General features: G+C 27.1%; 27 protein-coding genes and 1 pseudogene. 9 read left to right on the forward strand and 19 right to left on the reverse strand.

Annotated features, from left to right (window positions below):
* Positions 1-8 precede the first annotated feature (8 nt).
* Positions 9-776 (forward strand): efflux RND transporter periplasmic adaptor subunit, encoded by a 768-nt coding sequence (locus tag ACKU4C_RS08245; protein ID WP_321311295.1) that lies wholly within the window; start codon positions 9-11, stop codon positions 774-776.
* A pseudogene (locus ACKU4C_RS08250) lies at positions 769-3960 on the forward strand (efflux RND transporter permease subunit). The gene ACKU4C_RS08245 and the pseudogene ACKU4C_RS08250 overlap by 8 nt, the downstream one beginning before the upstream one ends.
* Positions 3961-3987: 27 nt before the next feature.
* Here the strand turns inward: ACKU4C_RS08250 and ACKU4C_RS08255 are convergent.
* The 18 genes from ACKU4C_RS08255 to ACKU4C_RS08340 form a co-directional block, all read right to left on the reverse strand.
* On the reverse strand, positions 3988-4449 hold the full coding sequence (locus ACKU4C_RS08255; RefSeq protein ID WP_321311297.1) for an N-acetyltransferase: 462 nt from the start codon (positions 4447-4449) through the stop codon (positions 3988-3990).
* Complete coding sequence (gene yihA / locus ACKU4C_RS08260; RefSeq protein WP_321311299.1) at positions 4439-5041, reverse strand: ribosome biogenesis GTP-binding protein YihA/YsxC; 603 nt, start codon at positions 5039-5041, stop codon at positions 4439-4441. The genes ACKU4C_RS08255 and yihA overlap by 11 nt, the downstream gene beginning before the upstream one ends.
* Positions 5041-5526 carry an LptA/OstA family protein gene (locus ACKU4C_RS08265; RefSeq protein WP_321311301.1) on the reverse strand — a complete coding sequence of 162 codons (486 nt, stop codon included), beginning with the start codon at positions 5524-5526 and terminating at the stop codon, positions 5041-5043. Before ACKU4C_RS08265 ends, yihA begins: the two co-directional genes overlap by 1 nt.
* Positions 5527-5530: 4 nt before the next feature.
* On the reverse strand, positions 5531-6067 hold the full coding sequence (locus ACKU4C_RS08270; protein WP_321311303.1) for an LPS export ABC transporter periplasmic protein LptC: 537 nt from the start codon (positions 6065-6067) through the stop codon (positions 5531-5533).
* Entirely contained in the window at positions 6058-6555 is a 498-nt protein-coding gene (locus ACKU4C_RS08275; RefSeq protein WP_321311305.1) for an HAD hydrolase family protein, read from the reverse strand. The genes ACKU4C_RS08270 and ACKU4C_RS08275 overlap by 10 nt, the downstream gene beginning before the upstream one ends.
* Positions 6552-7124 (reverse strand): imidazoleglycerol-phosphate dehydratase HisB, encoded by a 573-nt coding sequence (gene hisB, locus ACKU4C_RS08280; protein ID WP_321311307.1) that lies wholly within the window; start codon positions 7122-7124, stop codon positions 6552-6554. Before hisB ends, ACKU4C_RS08275 begins: the two co-directional genes overlap by 4 nt.
* An 8-nt stretch (positions 7125-7132) precedes the next feature.
* Positions 7133-7945, reverse strand: a complete 813-nt coding sequence (locus ACKU4C_RS08285) for a septal ring lytic transglycosylase RlpA family protein (protein ID WP_321311309.1) — start codon at positions 7943-7945, stop codon at positions 7133-7135.
* Entirely contained in the window at positions 7932-9335 is a 1404-nt protein-coding gene (locus tag ACKU4C_RS08290) for a LysM peptidoglycan-binding domain-containing protein (RefSeq protein ID WP_321311311.1), read from the reverse strand. Before ACKU4C_RS08290 ends, ACKU4C_RS08285 begins: the two co-directional genes overlap by 14 nt.
* A 36-nt stretch (positions 9336-9371) precedes the next feature.
* Entirely contained in the window at positions 9372-10160 is a 789-nt protein-coding gene (locus ACKU4C_RS08295; protein ID WP_321315855.1) for a TatD family hydrolase, read from the reverse strand.
* Positions 10157-10462: a hypothetical protein gene (locus tag ACKU4C_RS08300; RefSeq protein ID WP_321311314.1), complete on the reverse strand. Its 306-nt coding sequence runs from the start codon at positions 10460-10462 to the stop codon at positions 10157-10159. The genes ACKU4C_RS08295 and ACKU4C_RS08300 overlap by 4 nt, the downstream gene beginning before the upstream one ends.
* A 71-nt stretch (positions 10463-10533) precedes the next feature.
* Positions 10534-11862 (reverse strand): ATP-dependent protease ATPase subunit HslU, encoded by a 1329-nt coding sequence (hslU, locus tag ACKU4C_RS08305; RefSeq protein ID WP_321311316.1) that lies wholly within the window; start codon positions 11860-11862, stop codon positions 10534-10536.
* 6 nt (positions 11863-11868) lie between these two features.
* Positions 11869-12405, reverse strand: a complete 537-nt coding sequence (hslV, locus tag ACKU4C_RS08310) for an ATP-dependent protease subunit HslV (RefSeq protein WP_320034268.1) — start codon at positions 12403-12405, stop codon at positions 11869-11871.
* A gap of 3 nt (positions 12406-12408) precedes the next feature.
* Positions 12409-12855 (reverse strand): 50S ribosomal protein L9, encoded by a 447-nt coding sequence (gene rplI, locus ACKU4C_RS08315; protein ID WP_321311318.1) that lies wholly within the window; start codon positions 12853-12855, stop codon positions 12409-12411.
* 250 nt (positions 12856-13105) lie between these two features.
* A complete protein-coding gene (locus ACKU4C_RS08320; RefSeq protein WP_321311320.1) occupies positions 13106-13771 on the reverse strand; it encodes a winged helix-turn-helix domain-containing protein in 666 nt (221 codons plus the stop codon).
* Positions 13772-13848: 77 nt separating this feature from the next.
* Entirely contained in the window at positions 13849-15159 is a 1311-nt protein-coding gene (locus ACKU4C_RS08325) for an MFS transporter (RefSeq protein WP_321311322.1), read from the reverse strand.
* 36 nt (positions 15160-15195) lie between these two features.
* Positions 15196-16134 carry a putative sulfate exporter family transporter gene (locus ACKU4C_RS08330; RefSeq protein WP_321311324.1) on the reverse strand — a complete coding sequence of 313 codons (939 nt, stop codon included), beginning with the start codon at positions 16132-16134 and terminating at the stop codon, positions 15196-15198.
* A gap of 84 nt (positions 16135-16218) precedes the next feature.
* Positions 16219-16863, reverse strand: coding sequence for a CBS domain-containing protein (locus ACKU4C_RS08335; protein WP_321311326.1), 645 nt, complete (start codon positions 16861-16863; stop codon positions 16219-16221).
* Between the two features lie 23 nt (positions 16864-16886).
* Complete coding sequence (locus tag ACKU4C_RS08340) at positions 16887-17528, reverse strand: recombinase family protein (protein ID WP_321311327.1); 642 nt, start codon at positions 17526-17528, stop codon at positions 16887-16889.
* 237 nt (positions 17529-17765) lie between these two features.
* Here ACKU4C_RS08340 and ACKU4C_RS08345 point away from each other — a divergent pair, with 237 nt between their 5' ends.
* From ACKU4C_RS08345 to ACKU4C_RS08375, 7 genes are read left to right on the forward strand one after another with little or no spacing between them, the layout of a single operon-like run.
* Positions 17766-18320: a UbiX family flavin prenyltransferase gene (locus ACKU4C_RS08345; RefSeq protein WP_321311329.1), complete on the forward strand. Its 555-nt coding sequence runs from the start codon at positions 17766-17768 to the stop codon at positions 18318-18320.
* Between the two features lie 2 nt (positions 18321-18322).
* Positions 18323-18814 (forward strand): pantetheine-phosphate adenylyltransferase, encoded by a 492-nt coding sequence (coaD, locus tag ACKU4C_RS08350; RefSeq protein WP_321311331.1) that lies wholly within the window; start codon positions 18323-18325, stop codon positions 18812-18814.
* Complete coding sequence (tmk, locus tag ACKU4C_RS08355) at positions 18802-19368, forward strand: dTMP kinase (RefSeq protein ID WP_321311333.1); 567 nt, start codon at positions 18802-18804, stop codon at positions 19366-19368. Before coaD ends, tmk begins: the two co-directional genes overlap by 13 nt.
* A complete protein-coding gene (gene hisS, locus ACKU4C_RS08360) occupies positions 19361-20578 on the forward strand; it encodes a histidine--tRNA ligase (protein ID WP_321311335.1) in 1218 nt (405 codons plus the stop codon). Before tmk ends, hisS begins: the two co-directional genes overlap by 8 nt.
* Before the next feature lies 1 nt (position 20579).
* Complete coding sequence (gene speA / locus ACKU4C_RS08365) at positions 20580-22376, forward strand: biosynthetic arginine decarboxylase (protein WP_321311337.1); 1797 nt, start codon at positions 20580-20582, stop codon at positions 22374-22376.
* 2 nt (positions 22377-22378) lie between these two features.
* Positions 22379-23155, forward strand: coding sequence for a serine O-acetyltransferase (gene cysE, locus ACKU4C_RS08370; RefSeq protein ID WP_321311339.1), 777 nt, complete (start codon positions 22379-22381; stop codon positions 23153-23155).
* Positions 23155-23892 carry a sulfite exporter TauE/SafE family protein gene (locus tag ACKU4C_RS08375; protein WP_321311341.1) on the forward strand — a complete coding sequence of 246 codons (738 nt, stop codon included), beginning with the start codon at positions 23155-23157 and terminating at the stop codon, positions 23890-23892. The genes cysE and ACKU4C_RS08375 overlap by 1 nt, the downstream gene beginning before the upstream one ends.
* Here ACKU4C_RS08375 and ACKU4C_RS08380 read toward each other — a convergent pair.
* A complete protein-coding gene (locus ACKU4C_RS08380; protein WP_321311343.1) occupies positions 23887-26412 on the reverse strand; it encodes an aconitase family protein in 2526 nt (841 codons plus the stop codon). The genes ACKU4C_RS08375 and ACKU4C_RS08380 overlap by 6 nt on opposite strands.
* Positions 26413-26415 lie beyond the last annotated feature (3 nt).

The following is a 26415-nucleotide window of genomic DNA, read 5'->3' on the forward strand; positions in this document are numbered from 1 at the left end:
GAAAAGATATGAAGAAATCAATTTTATTTTTAGTTGTATTTTTATTAAATATGACAAACCTATTAGCAATAGAATTAAGTGGTACAGTAATCTCTGATAATGAAAAAATTATAACTAGTAGATATATGGGATTTATAAAAAATGTATATGTAAATGAAGGAGACTTTGTAAAAAAAGGGGATTTACTTTATGAAATAGATTCTTCAAATATTGATAGTAAAAACCGCGAAGCTTTATTAAATCTTCAAATACAACAAAATAATTTGGATAATGTAAAAACAAACTATGAAAGATATAAAAGATTATATGAAAAAGATCTAATCCCTAAATATGATTTAGAACAATTAGAGTTAAAACTAAAAAATATAAAAAATATGATTTCTATTGCTGAAGCAAAAGTAAAAGAGGTTAAATATCAATATAGATATTTAAAGATAAGAGCACCAAATGCTGGACTTATAATAAAAAAGAGTATTAAAAGTGGAGAGATGGCAATGCCTAGTGCTCCGGCTATGATTCTTTCTGATTTAGATAGTTTAAAAATTAAAACTGATATAAATGAGAGTAATTTAGGAAAAATAAAAATAGGACAAGAGGTTGATGTTTTTATAGAATCTATAAACCTACAATCGAAAGGTAAAATTGCTTCAATAATTCCAAATATACAAAATATGACTCACTCTTTTACTATTAAAATCTCTTTTGATAAAAAAGGTAAACATATATATCCTGGAATGTATAGTAAAATTAACTTAGTATTGGATAAAAATGAATAATCAATTAAATATAGCAGGAAGACTTGCTAAAGTATTTATAGACCATCCTTTAACTTTGATTTTAAGTATATTTATACTTTTATTGGGTTTTATTTCTTTAGAATTTATGCCAAGAGAAGAAAATCCACAAATAAAAGTAAGTGGTGGAGCTGTTATTGTGGCATTACCAGGAGCGAGACCAAGTGAAATAAAAAAAGTAATTATTGAACCCTTAGAAAAAAAGATTCGTGAAATAAAAGGTGTAGAACATATCTATTCATATGCAAAAGATTCAATGGGTATTGTACAAGTACAATATTATATAGGAGAAGATAAAGAGGAATCAAATTTAAAACTTTATGACCAAGTTATGAGAAATATGGATAAAATGCCAAAAGGGGCTATGAATCCAATTATAAAAACAATGGATATAGATACTGATATACCAATTGCAACTATCGCATTTTTTGCAAAAGATAATAATATTTCTCAAACTAAACTTTATAATGAAATAAGTAAAATCGCTTATGAAATAAATAAAATAGAAAAAGTAGCATTAGTAGATTTAAAAGGTGAGAAAAAAGAACAATACAATATTGAAGTAAATGCAAATAAAATTGCAGCATACAATTTATCTTTAGGGCAAATAGCAAATCAAATAAAAGCCTTATCACTAACTACTCCAAATATCAACTCTGATAACAACAATAAAAATCTAACTGTATTAAGTATCAAAAATGCAATAGAATCAAAAGAAGATTTAGAAAATATAATAATTTCATATAATTATAATACCCCTATTCTTTTAAAAGATATAGCATCTATCTCAAGAAGTTATGATAAACAAAATAAAAAAGAAGCACTTCTTTATAAAAAAGACACAAAAGAAACAGCAATTGAACAAGTTACATTAACAATATCAAAACTAAAAGGGGCAAACTCTGTAACTATAAATGAAAATATTTTTGAATATATCTCTTCAATAAAAAATCAACTTAATGAAAAAGGTATTAAATACGTTATTACCAGAGATGATGGTTATACAGCAAATAATGCAGTAAACTCTCTTGTGCAAAACCTTTTAATCTCAATACTTATTATTGCAATTTTACTTATCTTCTCTTTAGGTTTTAAAGAGGCTATGATAGTATCTTTATTAGTACCTATGATATTATCTTTGACTCTATTCATAGGTTTTTTGATGGAAGAGACTATTAATAGAATTACACTCTTTGCATTGATTGTAAGTTTAGGGATGCTAGTTGATGCTGCAATTATTGTAATTGAAAATATTGTAAGGCATAAAAAAGAGGATAAAGGAAAAACTGATATAAAAACTTTATCTATAAATGCAACAAATGAGATTGGAAATGCTACAAATATAGCTACAATTGCTATTATAATGACATTTTTCCCAATGTTTTTTGTGGGAGGTATGATGGGACAATTTATGCACCCTCTTCCTATTTTTGTTCCTATAGCCCTAGTTGTTTCTCTTGTAGTAGCATATATATTTACTCCATATTTAGTTAAAAAAATTTTATAAGGCTTGAAAATGAAACTAGAAAAATTTATTTATGAAATACTTCAAAGCCCTAAAAAAACTTTAATGGTATATCTAATTACCTTAGTATTATTTATGTTGAGTATTGCAACCTTTCCTACTGAAATAGTAAAAGCAAAAATGTTACCTAGTAAGGACTCTAATACTTTTTCTGTATATGTTGATTTAAAAGATGGTTCATCAGTAAGTGAAACAAAAGAGGTTACAACATGTATTTCAAAAAAACTTATATCGAAAGATTTAGTAACTGATGTTTCTGTATTCGTTGGAGAAGGGCAACCTCTTGATTTTGCTGCTTTGGTTAAACAAAGTGCATTAAAAGATAAACAATCTCAAGCTGAAATAATGGTAAATATCAAAAAAGATAGAGATATGACAAGCTATAACTTTGTAAGTTCAATAAGAGAAGAACTTCAAAGTTGTTCAAAATATGATGCAAATATAAAATTAATAGAATTACCAGCGGGACCTCCCGTACTTGCTTCAATTGTTGCTGAAATATATGGTGGGAACTCTTTTGAAAGTAGAAAAAAACTTGCTATTGAAGTAGCAAAAGTACTTAAAAATCAAAAAACTCTTGTAGATGTGGATATTATGGCTGATGATATATATGACAAATATGAGATTATTTTAGACAATAATAAAATTATAAAAAGTGGTTTATCATTAGAACAAGTAAAAAATATAATCTATATAGCATATGAGGGAGTTGTACTATCAGTTGTAAATGAAAAAGACTCACAAAGTCAAATACCAATATTTTTAAGACTTGATAATCAAAGATTATTTGACTCAAATAAAAAAGAGGATATTTTAAATAAACTATCAACTCTAAAACTTGTAAATAAAAATGGATTTAATATTCCATTAACTGAATTAATAGAAGTTAGAAAAACTATAAAGGAACCAACTCTAACATCAAAAGATTTAAATCCTATGATAAATGTTATTGCTGAAACTGATAAAGATAGTCAAATATATCCCTTGTTAGATGCAAGAGATGAGTTTTTAAACAATTTCAATACTAACTATGAAGTAAGTCGTTCAAACCTATTAAATCTTGAATTTAAAGATAAAAATACAAATGAAACATTTAAACTTATTTGGGATGGAGAGTTAAAAGTTACAATTGACACATTTATTGATTTAGGTGGAGCTTTTATAATTGCTTTAGTATTAATTTTCTTCCTAATGGTTGTTTACTATAAAAACTTTGCTGTTTCAGGAGGAATTGTATTAGCTAGTTTTATTTCTATTATAGGAGTTATATTTGCTCATATAATCATGGACTTAATAACTACCGATACTTTTTATCTAACAGCAACATCTTTAATAGGATTTATTGGTTTAATTGGTATAAACTCAAGAAATTCTACTTTAATTATTGATTTTACTAAACAATTAGTTGAGGAAAAAGGATTATCAATAAATGAGGCTATAGCAAAAGCAACTGCAACAAGATCAAAACCAATTATACTTACTGTACTTACAATGGTTTTTGCTTCTTCACTCTTAGCTACAGATGCAGTATTTGGAGGATTAGGTGTTGCACTAATTGGTGGAACATTAATCTCCTATATAGTATCTATGTTTTTTGTTCCCGTTATTATAAAAAATCAAATAAAATATATTTTAAAATAAAAAAAGGTTACCTTTTAAAAGGTAACCTTATAAGTCGTAAACCATAGCTATTTCTTCACAGACAGGGAAATGTTTACATCGAATACAATCAGCCCAAATTTTATGTTCTGGTATCTTATCTTTTTCAATTTCATAAAATCCTAAACTCTCAAAAAAACCTTTTTGATAAGTAAGAGATAAAATTTGTTGTAAACCTAGTTTTCTACCTTCTGTAATACAGGCTTCAACAAGTTTTTTACCTAATTTTAGACCTCTATATTTTTCTGAAACAACTAAACTTCTAACCTCAGACAATCTAATAGAATGTATATGTAAAGCTGTGAATCCTGCTATCTTTCCATCTACTTCTACAACAGTGTAAGATCTAATTGTATTAGCCATTTCATCTTCTGTTCGAAGTAAAATAATACCTTTATCTACTTCTTCTTGTACTAACTCTTGCATCTCTTTAATATGCGTTACATCTGGTTTAAAAAAATTAATTTCCAAAAAGATATCCTGTTATTGCATTTTGTAATTGATCTAAGCCTCTTTTTTTAAGGTTTGACACAAATATACCTTGTGGGTATGCTCTTTTAAGTTTTTGTAGATCATTTTGCTTTAATTTATCAATTTTTGTAAAAGCATGAATTATAATTTGATCACCTCTTTTAATTGATGCTAAAAATTCATCCACATTTTTATCTATATCCAACTCTGGATGTCTTGCATCAATTAAATGTACAAAAATCTGCAAACATGGTCTTTGTTCCAAATATCCAGTTAAATTCTTATTCCACTCTTTTTTTAGACTTTTTGATACTCTTGCATAGCCAAATCCAGGTAAATCAACAAATCTTGCATAAATATAAGGTAACTCTTCATTTTGGGTTTTAAACTTAATATCAAAATAGTTTATTAATTGTGTTTTACCTGGAGTAGAAGAAGATTTTGCTAAGCCTTTTCTATTTGTTAAAGTATTTAATAACGATGATTTTCCAACATTACTTCTACCTAAAAAAGCCACTTCCGCTTTATCTGGACTTGGCGAATCAACTATACTTTGAGCTGACGTTAAAAATTTTGCATCTACTATTTTCATTAGTTATTCGACCCGCTATCAATATTTAAGATAAATCTAACTGGCTTATCTTCTTTTCCAACAACTCTAGCATTCCCAGTTAATTGATTTATATAGATTTTTTCACCAATAAGCTCTCTTTGTTCAACTTCTTCTTTTATATAACCATCCCCAATAACTGTGTACTCTTGTGTATTTGGATTGTAAATTACTTTTTTACCTCTACCTTTATAGACTTTACCATTAGAGTGTATCTCAAAATCTACATTTCCTGTAGCAATATATTTTATAGGTTGTTTTGCTTTACCTTTACTATTAGGTTTCATATATATTTCTAGCTTTTGAGAATTTAACTTATCTTTTACTTTTAAAAGTTTTACATTACCCGTAAATATTGTTAATCCTGTAGCATCATTTGTTTCAAAATGCTTAGCATCTATTATAAGTTTTTCTGTTGCTGCAAAAAGCATAGTAGTTAATATAAAAACTACAAATAAAAATTTCATATTATTAATTTCCTTTTTTCTCTATCTCAATTTCAAAATGCGTTTTTAACGCATTCATATAATAATTATTTAAGTCTAAATACATATTTTCACCCTCTAAATAGTTATTAAAATAAGTTCCTTCAAAGGGTAAGGTATTTGTTGCTATTTTTGTTTCGGCATTATACAATAATTCATTGGTATTTAAAGTCATATAATCATTTCTAGTAAATTGAACATCATTTATAAACTTAAAATTATCTCCTCTTTTTATAATAAGATCCGCCAGTAAAGTATCAGTAATCTCTTGATTGTCATTGTCAATACTTTTAAGCATCAAGGAACCATCATGCATAACATCTCTATTTTTATATCTAATAGCCTCTTTAGTAAATATAATTCTATTCATACTATCAGTATTTAAAGTATACATAGTTGAGTCAACAAATGTTAATAAAGGTCTATCTTTGTCAGCATCTTTTTTAGCCCTTTGTTCAACAGGCATAAAATAACCTATAACTGATAAACTAAAAAGAACAAATACAAATATTCTTATAACCATACTTTAATAAAATCCTCTTCAATACCATCTTCTTTGACTATAAATTCAATCATCTCTCTAACTGCACCTTTTCCACCTGATGAATTACAAACTATATTTACTATCTCTTTAATATAATTTGAACCAGTAAAAGGAGTAAAAGACAAACCCGCTTTTTTTAACATTTTATAATCATTTAAATCATCACCAATAGCTGCAACTTGACTCCAAGAAATATTTTCTTCTTTTAAAATATTTTCTAATACTTCATCTTTATTGTGAACACCTTGATAAAGATGTTTTATACCTAACTCTTTTGCTCTTTTTTCTACTATTAAAGATTTTCGTCCAGTAATAATTGCTGCATTTTTATTAAGTTTTTTTGTCCATGTTGCTATTGCTAAACCATCTGAGACATCAAATGTTTTTAACTCTTCCCCACTATTTGTATAAGTTATTCCTCCATCAGTTAATGTACCATCAACATCAAGAACAATTAATTCAATCATAAAACACCTTTTGTACTAGGTACTCCAAGTTTTTCATTTATTACCATTGCTCTTCTTAAAGCAACTGCAAAAGCTTTAAAACTAGCTTCCAAAATATGATGTTTATTTCTTCCTCTATCATTTATAATATGACAAGTAATTCCAGAATTCATAACTAAAGCATGAAAAAACTCTTCAGCTAATTCCACATCAAATGTACCAACTTTGCCAGTAATATTTACTTCATACACTAAAAAAGGTCTATTTGATAAATCTAAAGCACAAGTTGTTGAAGCTTCATCCATAACAACAGTTGCATTTCCATATCTTTCAACATTTTTTATAGGGAAAATCTCATCTTTTAAAGCTTTTCCTAAAACAATACCACAATCTTCAACACTATGATGTGCATCAATATGTAAATCACCCTTACAAGTCAACTCAATATCAACACCACTATGCTTTGATAATGCTTCTAACATATGATCAAAAAAACCAACTCCAGTTTCTATTTTAGAGTTACCACAACCGTTAATATCAACTTTACAGAAGATATCTGTTTCTTTTGTTTTTCTAGTTAATTCTGTCATTCTTTTTCCTATTCAGCAATTATCATTGCAGTATTAAGATCATTATTCTTTTTAAAGTCTCTTGCTTCTTCTTCTGATCTGAAACCTGAAACCCATACACGGTTAATTGGTTGTCCTGAATAAACACCCTCTTTTATTATTACATTATACCTATCTTCAAGAATCATTTCAAATTTTCTTTTTGTAATCTGTGCACCCTCTGCTCTTCTAAATGCACCAACTTGAACATAATATTTACCAACAGTAGCTGTTTCAGCTTTTTCTTGTTTTGTTTTTGCAATTTTTGCATGGAAACCTAAAACTGTAACTTTAACATTAGCAGTTCCTCTTCCAACCATATCTATATCGTGAGCAGCTTTATTTGATAAATCAATTATTCTTCCACTAACAAAAGGTCCTCTATCATTGATTCGAACTATGGTTGATTTCCCATTATCTAAATTATCTACTTTAACCATTGTATTCATAGGAAGTGTTTTATGAGCAGCTGTCATTGCATACATATTATAAACTTCTCCATTAGAAGTTTTTTTAGCATGAAAATTTGGTCCATACCATGAAGCAATACCTCTTTGTACATCGCCAACTTTTGCTAATGTTGGATAATACCATTTTCCTGCAATTTTATAAGGTCTCATAGTTGCTCTATGCATAGCTTTTGAATTTCTAATCTTTTCTTTTGGAATATCCTTATAAACTTTTGAATTTGAATTACTAGTATAATAACTTATAGTTCTACTTTTCTCTGAACATCCACTAAAAAGAACAATTGAAGAGAAAGAAACAATCAAAAGTGGCAATTTATATTTATCGAATAACAATACTATCTCCTATTCTTAAAAGTGTAGTTTTTAATTTATTATCTCTCATAAGTTTGTTTACATTAATCTTATATTTTTTTGCGATAGAATATAAAGAATCTCCATTTTTTACTATATATTTTTTAACTCTTTTTCTATCACTAAAAGTTTTAAAATCGACCTTTCCTAACATATCACTAGGTATTGGTAAAACAATTTTTTGTTTTATAGATAATCTTGAAGTTTTTAAATGATTATGGGTTTTAATAAGCTTCAATGGCACTTTATATTTTCTTGAAATATCATATAAAGTATCTCCACGTCTAACTACATGAATTGCATACTTAGTATCCTCAATTAAACTACTATTTTTATTAAATAGTGTTAACTTATCATATGGGATATTAATTGTGTAATAGTTTTTTGTAGGTGGAATAATTGATTGTTTAATATGTTTATTTAAATCTAATAGCTCACGATAAGACATATCAATAACTTTTGCAATATTTCTAAGGTGTAAACCACCTTTTACAGGTACAGTTGCAATTGTTTTTGAAATACCCATATTTAATAAATGTGAATTTTCATACTCTTTAATAAAATTTTTAGAGTTCATCATCCCTAAAGAGATAATTTTTCTAATATATCGTCTACTCTCTCTTGGTAAATATTGTCTGCTAAGATTTTTTTGTTCTCTTAAAAGAAATTCTAATTCAGGTTCTATATGAAGTTTTTGAACCTTTCTATATACATCTCTTAAACTATAAAATCTAGCTCTTCTTTGTTGATAATCTCTAATTACTTTTCTATATTCTTTTATTTTTTTACTATTTTTTTCTTTCGGATATTTTTGTACATAAAGATCAATGGTAGCTCTAGTAAGAGCTTCTACAACTCTTCCTTCACCACAATTATATGCTATAGCAGCTAAATACCATTTGCCAAATCTATCATGTAAAGCTTTTAAATATTTTGTTGCTGCTACTGTAGATTTTACTAAATCCATTCTTTCATCAACATAGATATTACTATCAAGGCCATATCTTTTCCCTGTAGCATACATAAATTGCCAAAGTCCAGTTGCCCTTGCATTTGACCTTGCATCAATTGTAAAGTTTGATTCAGCCATTGCCATATATAAAAATGAATCAGGTATAGATTCTTCTCTTAAGATCTCTTTTATTCTTGGTATAAAAATAGAAGCATCTTCCATTTTTTGAATATAATGGTCTAAACTTGTTTTATATTGTAATCTCTCATATACTTCTTGCAGTTTATAATCTGTAATAAAAGATGGATTTATATCTAAATCCTCTAAAATTTCTAAATCTCTTTGTGTAAAATTAGAACCTGTAAGTGTCGCATTTAAATAAGCAGAGAAAATTAAAAGAACAAATAATATTTTTCTCAAATTCTATCCTATTTCTTAAAATAGGTAATATTTTATCTAAATAATTTTAGAAAACTGCTTAAATAAGGTTTTTGCATTGTTTGTGGTAAGTTCTTCAACCTCTCGTCTATCTATATCTAATAACTCTGATATTTTATCCGCAACAAAAGTAGTATAAAAAGGTTCATTTCTTTTTCCTCTATGTGGGTGTGGAGTTAAATATGGTCCATCAGTTTCAATAATAATTTTTTCTTGTGGAATTTTAGGTAATATCTCTACAAGTTTTTTGGCATTTTTAAAAGTTAAAACACCACCTATACCAAAGTAAAAATTATGTTCAGCAAGTGGCAGTAGATGCTCACTTGCATTAAAACAATGTAATACTCCACCTACTTCATTTGCATTATGATTAACAAGTATTTCTCTTGAATCATTAGATGCTTCTCTAATATGTACTATTAGAGGTTTATTTACTTTTTTTGCAAACTCAATTTGAGCTGCAAAAACCTCTTTTTGTTTCTTTTTAGTTTGCTCTTTTTCAAGTTCATCTTCAGGGAGTCTAAAGTAGTCTAAACCACATTCACCAACAGCAATACATTTAGGATGGTTAATATATTTTTCTAATATATTTTCATCATATTGTTCCATATCATAAGGGTGAGTACCTACTGCAAAATATACTTCATCATATTTTTCAGCTAACATTACTGCTTGAGGTAAATCATCATAATCAGCACCAGGAATCAAGAAACCTTTTACACCATGCTCTAACGCCCTTGATATTACCTCATCAATATCTTCATAGTATTGTTTATTGTCTAAATGACAGTGTGTATCAATAATTATGAGAAAAGCCTTTTTTCAATTAAATTTATAAGCTCATTAATATCTGAAAAATCATCAGCTTTAATCCAAGCATCGATACCAAAATTTTTAAAAGCATCATAATCACTATCATCTTCAACTATTGCAATAGTTGTAAATTTATCTGCACAAGCTTCATGTTTATTTTCTTCAAAATCAAATATTGAATTAATATCCAATATTGCAATTTGTGCCTCACCTGAACATCCACTTTGAAAATTTTCTATTGTATGTTTTGAATCAATTACCGATTCATCTATATCACAAAAGGTTACTACTCTCATTTCTATCTCCCTGTTGTTGTTTCCTAAATTTTATCTAAAAAAAAATAATAACAGTTTTAAACTGTATTTTTTTATAAAATATACCTTGCTGTATCTTCATTATCTACAATATCATCAAGTTTTTCTTCAACAAGCTCTTTTGTAATAATAACTTTTTCACCAGCTCTCTCATCAGCTTCGTATGAAATATCTTCTATCACTTTCTCAATAACTGTATGAAGTCTTCTTGCTCCTATATCTTCTGTTTTTTCATTTGCACTTACAGAATACTTAGCAAAAGCTCTAATAGCATCATCTGTAAACTCTAATTCTACATCTTCAACTTTTAATAATGCTTGATATTGTCTTAATAAAGAATTTTTTGTATTTGTTAATATTTTATATAATGATTCTTCATCTAAATTATCTAACTCAACTCTCAAAGGAAATCTTCCTTGAAGTTCAGGTAATAAATCAGATGGTTTAGAAACATGAAAAGCACCAGCTGCTATAAATAAAATATGGTCTGTTTTTATTTGTCCAAATTTTGTATGAACAGAACTTCCTTCAACAATTGGTAATAAATCTCTTTGTACACCCTCTTTACTTGGGTCTTGATTTTGAGATTTTGTTCCAGTAGCAATTTTATCAATTTCATCTAAAAAGATAATTCCACCATTTTCTGCTCTTTTTATAGCTTCGATTTTAATAGCTTCTTGATCTAAAAGTTTATCTCCTGCTACTTCTTTTAAAAGAATTTTAGCATCTTTTATTTTAACTTCTTTTTTGATTTTTTCTTTATTTAAGCCACCTAGCATTTTATTTAGACTCTCTTGCATAGAAGACATATCCATTGGCATAGAGGAATCAATAATCTCTACATGGGTTTTTCTAGGAATTTCAATTTCAATTACTCTTTCATCTAATTGTCCTGAAAGTAATTTTTCTTCCATTTTATTATATGTTTTAATAAATGATTCTCTAGCGCTATCAGTTGCACCATCTGGTAAAGGGGGAACTAATTTTTCAATTATTTGTCTATTTATTTCTTCACCAATTTTATCTTTAATTTTTTCTTCAAACTCTCTTGTAACTAAATTAATTGATTCAAAAACTAAATCCCTAATCATAGATTCTACATCACGACCTACAAAACCAACTTCTGTATATTTTGATGCTTCCACTTTTATAAATGGTAATCCCATCATTTTAGCAAGTCTTCTTGCTATCTCGGTTTTACCAACCCCTGTACTACCTATCATAAGAATATTTTTAGGCATAATCTCTTCTCTTAACTCAGGAGATACATTCATTCTTCTAAATCTATTTCTTAAAGCAAGAGCGATTGTCTTTTTAGCATCATTTTGACCAATAATATAATCATCTAAATAAGATACAATCTGCTTTGGTGTTAATTCCATTATATATTAATCCTCTATCTCTAATATTTTAATATTTTGATTTGTATAAATACAAAGTTCACCTGCAATCATAAGTGATTCTTTTACTAAATCAACAGGCTTTAAATCAGAATGTTTAGCTAAAGCTCTAGCAGCAGAAATGGCAAAGTTACCACCACTACCAATTGAAGCTATACTTCCATCTTCTGGCTCTACTACATCACCTGTTCCTGACAGAATAAAGATATTTTCTTTATTTAATACAATCATCATCGCTTCTAATCTTCTTAAAACTTTATCTTTTCTCCATTCTTTAGAAAAAGCAACTACAGCTTTTAAAAGGTCACCTTTAGATGATTCTAAATGTCCTTCAAACATATCAAAAAGGTTAAAAGCATCAGCTGTACTACCTGCAAAACCAGCTAATATTTGATCTTTATACAATTTTCTAATCTTTGTTGCATTTCCTTTTAGAACTGCATTTCCAAATGTAACTTGACCATCTCCACCTATAACAGCTTCACCTTGACCTTTGTATGCAAGTATCGTTGTTGCTTCAAACATTAATTATTCTCCAATTATATCTACTTTTAGTGTAGCATGAACTCCATGCCCTAGTTTACAATCAACATCGAAAATTCCTGTAGCTTTTATTTTATTTTTTAATGTAATAGCTTTTTTATCAATTTCAATATTAAACTCTTCTTGTAGAGATTCACTAATCTCTTTATTTGTCACAGAACCAATTAAATGTCCATTTGCTCCAACTTTATGTTTAATTGTAAGTTTTGTAGCATTTAACTTTTCTGCTAATTCGTTAGCTTCAGCAATCTCTTTTGCTTCTTGTTCCGCTTTTATTTTTTGTTCTTCTGCATAATTTGCTAAAACTTCTTCAGTTGCATGAAGAGCAAAACCTTTTGCTATTAAAAAATTTTTACCATATCCATCTTTAACATCTTTAACATCACCAGCTTTACCAGTACCTTTTACATCTTTAATCAATAATACTTTCATTACATCTCCAATTTTTAAAAGTTGAGTATTTTACAATAAAGTATTTGAAGTGAGTATTAAGGTTCAAGATTAGAATTAGCTTAAAAAAAGATAATTGATTTTTTAATCAAACAGAAAATTAACAATCTAATCTTACAATTCTTTCAACGGTCATTTTAAAGACAAATCCATATTTTAACTCAATCAGTCTCCTCCTACTAATTTTCTGAAAGAGTTATACTCCTAAACTACTTTAGAATGACCCATAAAATTATTGAATATTAATCTTATAACCATTAGTTCTATTTGATATGATTAAATCTTCTCCAATAACTTGTCTAATTTTATGAACATGAAATCTGATTGAACCGTTTTTATTATTTGAATTTGCAGGATATACACCATTTTCTAGATTTTTTGAACTTACAAAAAGTCCTCTATACTTAAGAAGGTAAGCTATTATTTGTAAAGGTTTTTCACCTATTAATATTTCAGATTTATTTTTTAAGATTTTTTTTCTAAAGATATCATAAACCAAATTATTAGATAAACTAATTAAATCTGAATGAACTTTATATTCTCTTCTGATCAAAGCTTTTATTCTTAAAAGCAATTCATTTTCATCTATACTTTTAACAATACATTCATCACAACCGTAAAGAAATGAAGCTTTAATTATATTTGGTCTTCTAGCTATAACTAATTTCATTGTTTTATCTTGATATTCATTTAAAAGTTTAATTAGTTTAAATCTAGATTTATTTCTATCATCAATATCTATAATATATAAATCATAATGATTATAATAAGTGTATTCCAAAAATTCATTTACATTATCGCATATATCTAAATAAAATCCATTTCTTTCAAGAATGTTAATAATTCTTATAATGGAAGTATCATAATCTTTTAAAATTAAAACTCTTAATGCTTTCAATATACTCTCCGTACATTACATATCTAGAAAGTATTATAAAATATATCTATTAATTATTTGTTAGCTAATATAAAAAACTATTCAATCTCTGGTAATTTTAAAGCTAGAATAATACCAATTATTCCCAAAATAGATAAAAACAATATAACTCCTGCTAGACTAATAATACTACTTAATGTTCCGATTAATCCGCTGAAAAGTAAAATAATTCCTATTAAAGTATTACTAACAGCTACATAATCTGTTCTTTTATTTCCTTCAGCTAAATCAACTAAATATGTTTTTCTTCCTATACGAATACCTTGATATCCAATACTAAGAATAAAATATAAAATAGGCATAACCCATATTATTGAAAATAATGATTGAAAATACATATCCATAAAAAAAATAAATATACCTAATACACTACAAATCAAAGCTCCATAAATCATCACTTTTCTACTTGAAATATCAGAAAACTTTCCCCATATTGGAGCTGAAAATAAATTTGCCATCCCACTTGATAAAATAAATAATCCCAATAAATAAGTATTTGAATCTGAATTTTTTTGTGCTAAAACAACATAAAATGGTGCACTTAAAACAGAACATAAAAACAATGCTCTTGTTATAACAAAAAGCCTAAAATTATTATCTGTTTTTAAAATAGACAATTTTTTAAAAGCAACAACAGCAGCATTCCCACCACCTTCTGTTTCACCATCAAACTCTTTAATACGACTATATACAATACCTGCTATTATCCAAAAAAGACCAGCTAAACTTAATAATACAGCAAAGTTAGAAGGGGAAAATGGTTTTTCACCATTTATCAAGAAATAAATCCCAAGAGCTATAACTAAAATACCAGCTGCACTTGCTGACCATCCGTTTAATGCACCTCTTCTTGTTTTAGGAATTGTTTTTCCAACAACATCTTTTGCAGCAACAGAGCTTAATCCTCTTGCTAAACTAAAAAGTATCAATAAACCTATAATTGCATAACCAGCAGCAATCCCCTCTAATGTTATTGCAACTATTGCAATACCTATCATACATAATGCTTGTCCAAAGCTTCCTAAAACCCAAATATTTTTTCTTATAGGCATTTTTCTTATATATGCGGCAATTACCAACTGGGGTAATAAAGAACCTGATTCTCTTATTGGAACTAAAAATGAGATTAAAAAAATTGGGACATTTAAACTTTCCATTATCCAAGGTAAAACAATTTTAGCATTAGCAACAGAATCTGCTAATTTATTAAAAAAGTAACTAATGATTGTAATAAAAAAATTACCAGGAACTACTTTGCAAGCACTTTCATCAATTGCTTTACAAACTCTAGCATCTTCTTCATTTACTAATTTTTCATATAATGAATCAATTTTTATTTTTTTTGACATATCTTTCCATTTATAATTTTATAAATGAAAATTATATTAAAATATTGCTATTAAAACAATTGAAAGTAATATTTGAAACTTAAAAATATATCCGGCTAAAACCAAAGCATCCCAACCACTTTCTTTAATTGCTTTAAAACTTATTTTTAATCCTATGGCACTCATAGCTAAAAGTAAAGATATTTTTGAGACTAAAGATATATAATCTATTATATTTTGTGGCAAAACCTGTATTGATGCAATAATTGAAAAGAAAATAAATCCTAATATAAATAGAGGTATTTGAAATCTTTTTGTATTTTTGGCACTTTTTGTATTTTTTTTTGAAATAAAAAATATTAACCAAATAATAACCGGTGTTAAAAGTAAAATTCTTCCCATCTTAACAATAGTTGCACTTTGTCCTACTGTTTCATTTACTCCAAATCCTGCAGCAACTGCATGACCTACGGATTGTAAAGTGTTACCTAACAAAATACCTATTTCAATATCATTAAATCCTAATAACAATCCAATAAAAGGCAAAATAAAAAGTCCTGCTGTACCTAATAAATTTACAATAGCTATTGCTAAAGCAGATTTTTCTTTATTAAGTTTTACTATATCTTTTGTTGCAGCTATTGCAGCACTTCCACAAACTGCATTTCCTATACCTAAAATTAATCCTAACTTTTTATCAAAATCTTGTTTTTTTGATACATACAAAGCAAAAAATATTGTAGCAATTAAAGAGATTACAATTATAAGAATCGTATTTGCACCTAATGCATTTAATACATTAAAATCTAAATTTATTCCCATTAAAGCAATAGAAAATGAAAGAAGTGACTTTTCAGCAAAAGTTATGCCTGATGCAAATTTTGAAGGTATAGTAATGCTATTTCCTAAAATAGCTCCTAAAATGATGGCAATGGCAACTGAACCTATAGGTATATAACTTGAAATAACGTTGCAATTCCTGCAACAATCATACATAACAATAATCCATAAATTTTATTCATGGGCGAATTATATAAAAAAAATTTATAATTAAAGCTTTTATAAATATAAAAAAATCTTTTAGCTCCAGATTTGTAGAGGGGGAGTATTTGCAACAGCTTTTAAAATATTAGCTCTTGAAACTATTCCTTCAAGATTATCATCCTGATCAACAATAGGGATAGCTGTTAAACTAAAATCAACCATAACTTTTGCTACTCTTCTTATATCAGTTATAGGATCAGCTGTAATTACTTCTCCTAAATCAAAACTAGAAAGAGGTCTTCTTAAAGTAGTATTTACATATTCTAAATCATTTAGTATTGAATTCAAAATATCTTTTTGATTTATCATTGCTATTATCTTATTGTTTTCATTTGTATCTAATATGGGAATTTGTCGTATATCTTTTTCTTCCATAAGGTTATAAGCTTCTTGAAGAGTATTATCTTGATTTAGTACAATAACATCTTTTGTCATCAAATCTTTTACATGAAATATTTGCTCAGAGGTATCAATATTTGCAATATCTCTATAGATTTGAGTAGCTTCATTTACTTTATCATTTTCATAAAGTCTTTTTTTAGGTCTAGTTGAATGATCTTTTGGTAGACCTTCATTTACATTATTTCTAACTTTTGCAATTGAATCAACATTTGACAAACTATAAAGATTATCTACTGTACTTCTAAAACTAAGTCCATTGTTATTATATATTGCAAACATAGCTACTCTTTTTTATTATTGTTTCAACTTGCTATATCTAAAGTGTTTGGCAAGTTATGTCTAATATTTCTTTTCTTAACATAATTATTTAATCCAATATGATTATTATAACCTAAAAGTTTAGCAATTTTTCTAACTGATAATCCTACTGCTAATAATTCTTCAATTTTATCTCTTTGTTTATCAAATTTAGATTTTTGTATCGTTCCTTTTGGTTTACCTAAACTTTCACCTTTTAATTTTTTTGCAGTAAGTGCTTCTTTAGTTCTTAAGCTCATTAAATCTTTTTCTAAATTAACTGTCATAGATATTACACCTAAAATCATTTGGGTTAACATATCTTTATCATCTACTAAATCAAGATTTTGTTTTACAACAATAATTCTAATTTTATTAGAAAGTAAAAATCTAACAATCTCTAAAATAGTTTCAATTGTTCTTCCAAAAACATTTAAATCATAAACTAAAAGTGTAGATGAAGATTCACAACTTTTTAGAAAATTCAACATATTTTTTTCATCATCAGGAGTATCTATCTCAATTTCAATCTCTTTATAAACTGAAATATTGTTAACGCTTTTATAATCAGACAACCCCTTCTTTTGTGTTTTAGTATACGACTCATTGTTATTGTTAACTCTTACAAAACTGAATATTTTAGACATCTTTATTCCTTTTACAAAATTATAAATTTATATATAAATATCATACAATATGTAAACTTATATATAGTTTTTTATTATACAAAATGATATACAGTTTCATCTTATACTTTTCTTAAGAATTGGTTAAATTTTAAAAAGTTTTATAATTTTTTTATTAATTTTTTTTGGTTTTTGAAAATAAAGGGATTTTTGGCTAATATCTAAACCTTAATATAAAAACTAATGAAGGTTTTAAAAGTGAAATTAGTTGTAGCTATAACCGGTTCTAGCGGTTCAAAACTTGGAATTAAATTTATACAGAACTTACCAGAAAGTATTGAAGTGTTTGCTGTATTTTCAAAAAGTGCAAAAAAAGCTTTAAAACTTGAAGAAGGTATTGATATTACAAAACTTTTTAAAGAGAACGAAAAAATTCACATATTTAAAGAAAATCAGATTGAAGCTCCTATTTCTTCAGGTTCATTTAAAACTGAAAAGATGATAATATTACCTTGTTCTATGAATACTTTGGCAAAATGTTCCGTAGGGATTTCAGATAATCTAATCACAAGAGCTTTTACAGTAATGTTAAAAGAAAAAAGAGAAATAGTACTTGCACCTAGAGAAATGCCTTTTTCAACTATTGCACTTGAAAATATGCACAAACTTTCTCAATTAGGAGTAACAATTGCACCTCCTGTTTTAGCATACTATTCAAAACAAAACTCATTAGAATTAATGGAAGACTTTATGATTGGTAAATGGTACGATTTACTTAAAATTGAGCATAACTTATATGAAAGATGGAAATAAATATGCAGGTTAATAATAATACAACAACGTATAGAAAAGCGATATATAGTGGTACTTTTGATCCTATAACCAACGGTCATATGGATATTATTAAAAGAGCTACATATATTTTTGATGAAGTGATTATAGCAGTTGCAAAAAGTGAGATGAAAAGCCCTATGTTTTCCCATGAAAAAAGGGTAGCTTTTGCTCAAGCTGCAACAAAAGATATGCAAAAAGTTAAGGTTATTGGATTTGATACTTTATTAGTTGATTTAGCAAGTGAACTTAAAATAAATACTATTATTAGAGGGCTTAGAGCTGTTTCAGATTTTGAGTATGAATTACAAATGGGATATGCGAATTCATCAATAAATAAAAAACTTGAAACACTTTATCTTATGCCAACACTAGAAAATGCCTTTGTTTCATCTACAATTGTGCGTGAGATAATTCGGTTTAATGGTAAATTTGAGCACTTAGTTCCACAAAAGGTATTAGAATGTATGCAGTAATTGAGGGGATAGATACAGCCGGAAAATCAACTCAACTTGATATCCTAAAAGTAAACCATCCAGAGGCTATTTTCACCAAAGAACCTGGTGGTACAGAAATAGGTCTTAAATTAAGAGCTATGGCTTTAAATGGAGAAGCAAAAAGTAAAGTTGCAGAGATGTTTCTTTTTCTAGCAGATAGAGCAGAACACATCGAAGAGGTTATAAAACCGAATGAATATAAGATGGTAATTAGTGATAGAAGTATTATAAGTGGTATAGCTTATGCATCTAATATGCCAATAGAGATAGTAACAACACTAAATCTTATAGCAACATCAAATACTTTACCATCCCATGTTATCCTATTAGAGTTGTCAAAAGAAGAGTTAACAAAGCGATTAGAAGGTAAAACAAATGATTCTATCGAGTCAAGAGGAATTGATTATCTATTGGACATACAAGATAGAATGAAAAGAACAATTAAACAATTAAATTTAAATTATATTTTTATAGATGCTAGTTTAAGCATTGAAGAGATTTCAAAAAAGATTGAGGATTTTATTAATGGCTAATATTCAAAGCTTAAGAGGAATGAATGATATATTAGGTGATGATAGTGAGTTATTTACATATTTTGTAGAAAATGCATCAAGAATTGCAAAAAACTATGGATTTACATATATAGAAACACCTATTTTAGAAGAAACTGCACTTTTTAAAAGATCAGTTGGAGAGAGTTCAGATATTGTAAATAAAGAGATGTATCAATTTATTGACAAAGGTGAGAATGACGTATGTCTGAGACCTGAAGGAACAGCAGGAGTAGTAAGAAGCTTTGTTCAAAACAAGTTTGACAGAGCTGGTGGAACTTATAGATGGTACTATTATGGTCCAATGTTTAGATATGAAAGACCTCAAAAAGGAAGATTAAGAGAATTTCACCAATTTGGTTGTGAAGTATTTGGAGTAAGTTCAGTTTATGAAGATGCAAATATCATTATGATGATAAAAGATATTCTTGATTTTTTCCAAATAGGATTTAAATTACAACTAAACTCATTAGGGTGTCCAACATGTATGCCAGTGTATAGAGATAAGCTAGTTAAGTATTTAACAAATATAAAAGAAGAGTTATGTGAAGACTGTAATAGACGTATTGAAACAAATCCAATAAGAGTTCTTGATTGTAAAATTGAAAACTGTCAAAAACTATTATACAATGCTCCAAAAATCACTAATAATTTATGTGAAAAATGTGATACTGATTTTGAAAAGTTAAAAGAGATTTTAGATTTCAATAACATTGAATATGAGATTGATACTAATTTAGTTAGAGGTTTAGATTACTATTCTCAAACTGCTTTTGAATTTACTTCAAGTGAAATTGGAGCACAAAGTGCAATAGCAGGTGGAGGAAGATATGATAGACTTGTTGAGTTTTTAGGAGGAAGAGCAACTCCTGGAATAGGTTTTGCAATAGGTATAGAAAGACTTCTAGAACTAGTAAAAATAAAAGAAGAAAAGAAAGATGTAATATATTTAGGTGCATTAAATGAAGAGGCTTTAAACACCTTGACCCAAATTGCAACCAAAAAAAGAGATAATACAAAAACTTTTATGGAATATACACCTAGAGGTTTTGGAAAACACTTTAAACTTGCAGAAAAGTGTAGAGCAACAATTGTTGCATTAGTTGGTGAAAATGAATTAAATGATGGAACTATTTATACAAAAAATATTAAAACGCAAGAAGAAAAAACAATCAAATTAGAGGATTTTTAGATTGGAAAATTATGGTATTGATATCTGGGCTGACGACAATTTTATTATAGAAGATGGAGTAGTAAAATTAAACTATGCCTCTAAACCTTCTTTAATAAATATGGTAAAAGATATTAGAGAAAAAGATTATAAAGGACCCCTACTTTTTAGGTTTCCACACTTAATAGAGAAGCAAATAAACAAACTTTATACTCTATATTCAAATGCTATTAAAGAGTATAATTACAAGGGTAAATTTAATGCTGTTTTCCCTTTAAAAGTTAACCAACTTCCAAATTTTATATTACCTCTTGTAAAAGCAGGAGAAAAATACAATTATGGTTTAGAAGCAGGAAGTAAAGCTGAGCTTTTCTTAGCAATGACTTATAATAAGTTTGGTGCACCAATTACAGTAAATGGATTTAAAGATAAAGAGATGATTCATTTAGGTTTTATTGCAAAACAAATGGGGCATGATATAACTATTATTATAGAGGGTTTAAATGAACTAGAAACTATACTTGAAGTGGAAAAAGAAACCTCTTTACCAACACCAAATGTTGGTATTAGAGTTAGACTTTTCAATTCAGGTGGTGGAGCTTGGGCTAAATCTGGTGGTATTGATGCAAAATTTGGATTAAGTTCTACAGAAATTCTTGAGGCATTTGAGATGCTTGAAGAGAACAACTTAGCTAATATTCTTACAATGATACATTTTCATATTGGTTCATCAATGGAAACAATTAAACCTTTAAAAAATGCTTTAAAAGAATCTGGTCATATCTATGCTGAACTTAAAAATCTTGGTGCTGTTAATTTATCTGCAATAAATATTGGTGGAGGATTAGCAGTAGAATATTCTCAATTTCATAGAACGGCACAATACCATTTACAAGAGTTTGCAAATGATGTAATTTTCACATTAAAAAATATTGCAAAACAAAAAGGTGTAGAGGAACCTGATATTTTTACAGAATCAGGAAGATTTATAAGTGCTAGTTCCACTGTACTTATTACTCCTGTATTAGAACTATTTACAGCTGAGTATGATGCAGAACATTTAAGACTTAAAGAAAAAAATCCACCTTTAATTGAAGAGTTAAGAGATTTATATAATGATATGAATTCAAAAACTGCATTAGAATATATGCATGATAGTATTGACCATTTAGAATCATTATTAAAATTATTTGATTTAGGTTATATAGATTTAGAAGACAGAAGTAATGCAGAGATATTAACTAATCTAATAATTAAAAAAGCAATTTGGTTCTTAGAAGTTGATGATTATAAAGAGTTAAAAAGAATAGATAATAAAATACAAGAAAAATATCTTGTAAACTTTTCAATTTTTCAATCATTACCTGATTTTTGGGGTATTAAACAAGAGTTTCCTATGATGCCAATTACACATTTAAATAAAAAACCAACAAGAAGTGCTTCCCTTTGGGATATTACTTGTGATAGTGATGGAGAGATTGGATTTAATCCAGAAAAACCACTTTATTTACATGATGTAAATTTAAAATTAGAAGAATACTACTTAGGTTTTTTCCATGTTGGAGCATATCAAGATATATTAGGTATGAGACATAATCTTTTTTCACATCCAACTGAAATCAATGTAGTTTTTGAAAATGGCAAACTAAAACTTGAAAAAATATTAGAATCTCAGAAAATTATTGATATTTTAGAAGATATTGATCATGATACTAAAAATATAAAAGAGGTATTAAAAACAAATTTAGATGACAAAACATATAAAATACTAAAAAAATATTTACACGATAATAGTTATCTAAAGACAACATGGAGTTAAATATGAATGATGAGAAAGATTTACATGAAAAGATTAAAGAAAAAATTTTAGAGGAACAAAAAGAGTTAGGTCTTTGGAAACAGATTAAAGAAGATTTTACAGTACCTAAATTAAATGACCCAGCTTTAGACTCAAGCTTTGAGCTTTTTTTTAACTATCCAGGAGTATGGGCAATTATTAACCACAGAATTGCAAATAAACTTTATAATAAAGGTTGGATAAAACTAGCAAGAGCTTTAGTTGGGATTAGTTCATTATTTACAAAAACAGATATACATCCAGCAGCAACTATAGGTAGAAGAGTTTTCATTGACCATGCAATTGGAGTAGTAATTGGAGCAACTGCAATTATTGAAGATGATGTCTTAATCTATCAAGGTGTAACTCTTGGTGGGGTTAGCTTAGATAAAGGGAAAAGACACCCAACAATCAGAGCAAATTCAGTAATAGGAAGTGGTGCAAAAGTTTTAGGAAATATTACTATTGGTAAAAATGGTAAAATTGGAGCAAATTCTGTAGTTATTTGTGATGTACCTAAAAACTCAACAGCAGTTGGTGTTCCAGCAAAAGTGATTAAAAGAGATGATAAAAATGGAAGACTAAACCATAGTGATCTTCCAGATATTAATAAAGAGATGTTTGAATACTTATTAAAAAGAGTTGCTCTGCTTGAACATGCTGTAAAAGATCATGATGGAATTGATTTAGCTAATGAAGATCATGATTTAGAATGTATTTATAAAAAATTTATTAGTGCAATGAACTCTATAGAAAAATAATGACTTTAGAACTGATACTATTTGGATTAACAGCTGGCTTTGTTTCCGGTTTCTTTGGATTAGGAGGAGGTACAGTTTTAACTCCTATTTTAGTTATTGCAGGATTTGCTATGAAAGAAGCAATTGCAATTTCAATTATGCAAATGGTATTTAGTTCTATATACGGTTCTTTTTTAAACTCTAAAAAAGCAAAACATATTTTTAAAGATGGAATAATACTAGGTATTGGTGGCTCTTTAGGTGGACTTTTAAATAGTTTTATCCATTCATTAGTTTCTGACATTTTTTTACAATATGTTTTTATTATAATAATTATCTTCTCTATCATTAAAATATTTATATCTCCGGCTGAACATGATCAAGAAGTAAAACATCATAGTAAATTGGTTTTAATTTTAGTTGGATTTGTTGTTGGTGTGATTGCAATGAGTATTGGCGTGGGAGGAGCAATTATGCTTATACCTATACTAGTAAGTTTTATGAAGTATCCTTTAAAATCAGCAACAAGTTTAAGTTTATTTTTTGTTATATTTTCTTCAGTTGCAGGTTTTACTTCTTTAACTATAACTGGACAAATGCCCTTTCACGAAGGTTTGATTATTGGTTTAGCTTCACTTGTTGGTGTGTTTTTTGGAATAAAAACTAAAAATGCCATAGGAGCTAAAAACTATAAAAAATCTATACTTATAATGAACCTTATAATTCTATGCACAATGGTTTATAAAACTATATTATAAAGAACTATTTAAAATATTTTTAAATAAAAAATTTAAGACCCCACCCTCTTTATAGTAATTTACCTCTTCATCATTATCTAATCTACATTTTAATTCAATTGAGATATTTATACTTTCTTTTTTTATAATAGCATCTATAATTGATTTTTCTTTTATTTTTTCATTAATAATTGTAATTTTCTCATTGCCTTTTAATTTTATCGATTCAATATCATCATCAACAAATTCAAGAGGTAAAATACCAAAATTAATCAAATTTTTTCTATATTTTTCATCAAATGATTTTGCAATAATTATATCTACACCAATAATTTTTAATGCTCGTATTGCCCAATATTTTGTTTTTCCTTTACCAAAATCTTTACCAGCAATAATGATTTGTGGGATATTTTTACTCTTAGATTTTAATGCTTTTTCAAAAATTGGTACTATCTCATTATTTTCATAATCAATAGTATAACCACCCTCTTTTGATATCATCATATTTTTAACTTCGCTTGTATCAAAAAGATTTCTTATCATCACTTCAAAATTTCCATATCTACTTTCAAAGTCATTATATTCAAAAGATTTTATACCTTTTTCTTCTAAATATCTTGCCGTAGGTGAATATAAAGATATATTTTTTGAAGGTAAAATTTGTTCAGTTGAGATATTATCTGCAAATAAAGCTAAAATCTCTGCATTTTCTATTCTTAAATCACTTATAAAATTTTCTTGTGTGATTATTTGAGAAGCTTGGATATATGTAGAATCCTGATTCCAGTTATAAGTATTACTTAACTCAATATTTAAGTTTTGCCAAAACTCATTACCTTTATAGATATCTTTATAAATCTCTTTATATAAAGTATAATCAACTTTTCCAAGATATGAAACTACTTCCTCATTAGTAGGCCATATATCATTAAGATAAACAGCTTTATTGTCAATAATCTCTATAACATCATTTTCAAAATCAAATTTTACATTTCCTACTAAAGAAAAAAAGACTACTAATGAAGATGATACTATATAGTTTGATTTTATTAAATTCATACTATTTTCTAAATAATCGACATTTTGTGAACTAATTGAACATAGATTTAAATTATTTGTTAATATATCTTTTTTAATATCTTCATCTATTTCACTTGAATTAAAATGATATTCATCATATTTTATTTCAAAACCTAAATCTTCAATATATCTAATCAAATTTAAGCTTTCTAAATGCTCCTTTTTTATATTTGTGTCAATTACAAATTTAGCATTTATATTTTTATTAACTTTTATTCCTAAAGTAACAGCTTTTTTAGCGAGTAATAAAGAGTGAATTAGATGATGAAGACTAAGCTTAGATGTAAATAGAAGTGATAATACAATATCTCCATCTTTTAAAAAATTACCTTTTTTCATTAATGGAAATTTCTTTAAGTTAATCAAACTTTCATTTAAATTTTTTTTATCTTTTATATCAGGATAAACTGTTGATAAATCAAAATCAATTATTTTGTCATAATCTAAAATTTCGTTAGTATAAAAAAGTCCTTGATTTTCTAAATATGTTTTAATTAGTTTGCCATAATCCTCATTACCTCTAGTTTTTTTGAAATATCTAATTGTTTTATTATCTATTGCAAAATAAGAGCATGAAGCATTATATTTAGGTGCAGCTATTGATATGAAAGATCTATCTTCTAAAGTTAAATACTCTAATCCTTCACCAAAAAATTCAACCAATTCACCATTAATATTTGAATTTTTTAATTTTTCAATTAAAAAAGTTACTAAATCTGATGAAGTGACAGCATTATTAAGTTTACCAAATATATTTATACCTAGAACCTTTGGAAAATCTATTTTAACAGGTAAACCCAAAATAGCAAGCTGAGATTCAATACTATCAATTCTAAAACCAAGTACACCTAAAGAATTTATCATTGTTGCATGGGTATCTGTACCTAAAATAGTTTCTGGATATAAAAAGAATTTATTATCTTTTCTTTCAACATGTAAAATTGTAGAAAGAAACTCTAAATTAACTTGGTTACATATTCCAGAACCAGGTGGAATTATTCTTAAGTTAGTGAAATTATGTGAAGCCCATTTTATAAAATGATATTTCTCTTCAACAAGATTATATTCACTTTCTTTTGAAGATTTTACATTCTCTTCTAAAAATCTATTATCAATAATCAAATCTATTAGTATTTGTGGATTTACTTTTTTTAAATCACCACCTAAGATATCAACTTTTTCTCTTAGGACTGCTAAATCAATAAAAATAGGAAGTTCACTAAATTCTTCTAAAACTAATCTTGATGGATAAAAACTAATTTTATCATTTCTTCTATTTTCAAAACTATTAATTATCTGTTCAAATTGCTCTTTATTAGTTGCTTTTCTTAAATTAGATTCTAATAAAATTTTTAAAACAATTGGAAGTTTTTCTAATCTTTTATTTTCATTTGTTAACTTTTTTAAATCATAATAATAGAAGACTTCATTTTCAATTTCAAAACTATTTACAATATCCAAATA

Source organism: Halarcobacter sp. (assembly GCF_963676935.1).
Taxonomy (GTDB): domain Bacteria; phylum Campylobacterota; class Campylobacteria; order Campylobacterales; family Arcobacteraceae; genus Halarcobacter.